The following is a 305-nucleotide window of genomic DNA, read 5'->3' as shown; positions in this document are numbered from 1 at the left end:
TGGTCGGCCATAGCGGGGGCGGTGTGATCGCGCCGTCGGCGGCGGCTGCCGATCCCGACATCGAGGCCGTGGTGACGCTGGCAGGCAATGTTGGTGACGGGCTGCCCTATGTCAGGAAGGGGCTTTACAAGCAGATGATGAAGATGGTTGGCGGGGGCCGTGACACCCTCGTCGGGCCGGCGACGGATGCAGCCATGGCTTTGCTCCAGGCTCGTGTAGACAGCGGAGATGCGGCAATGATTGCACGCCTTTATGCCAACGCCGTAGACCGGTTCGAGGCAGCGGGGTTCCCGCGCGCTCAGGCG

General features: G+C 65.9%; 1 protein-coding gene. It reads left to right on the top strand.

Going from position 1 to position 305, the window contains the following annotated elements; genetic code table 11:
* The coding region (locus ASE89_RS20915) for a hypothetical protein (RefSeq protein ID WP_201781563.1) at positions 1–305 on the top strand (305 nt) is incomplete at both ends.

The organism is Sphingomonas sp. Leaf30 (genome assembly GCF_001422525.1).
Lineage (GTDB): Bacteria > Pseudomonadota > Alphaproteobacteria > Sphingomonadales > Sphingomonadaceae > Sphingomonas > Sphingomonas aerolata.
This window is presented reverse-complemented; position numbering and strand designations above follow the sequence as displayed.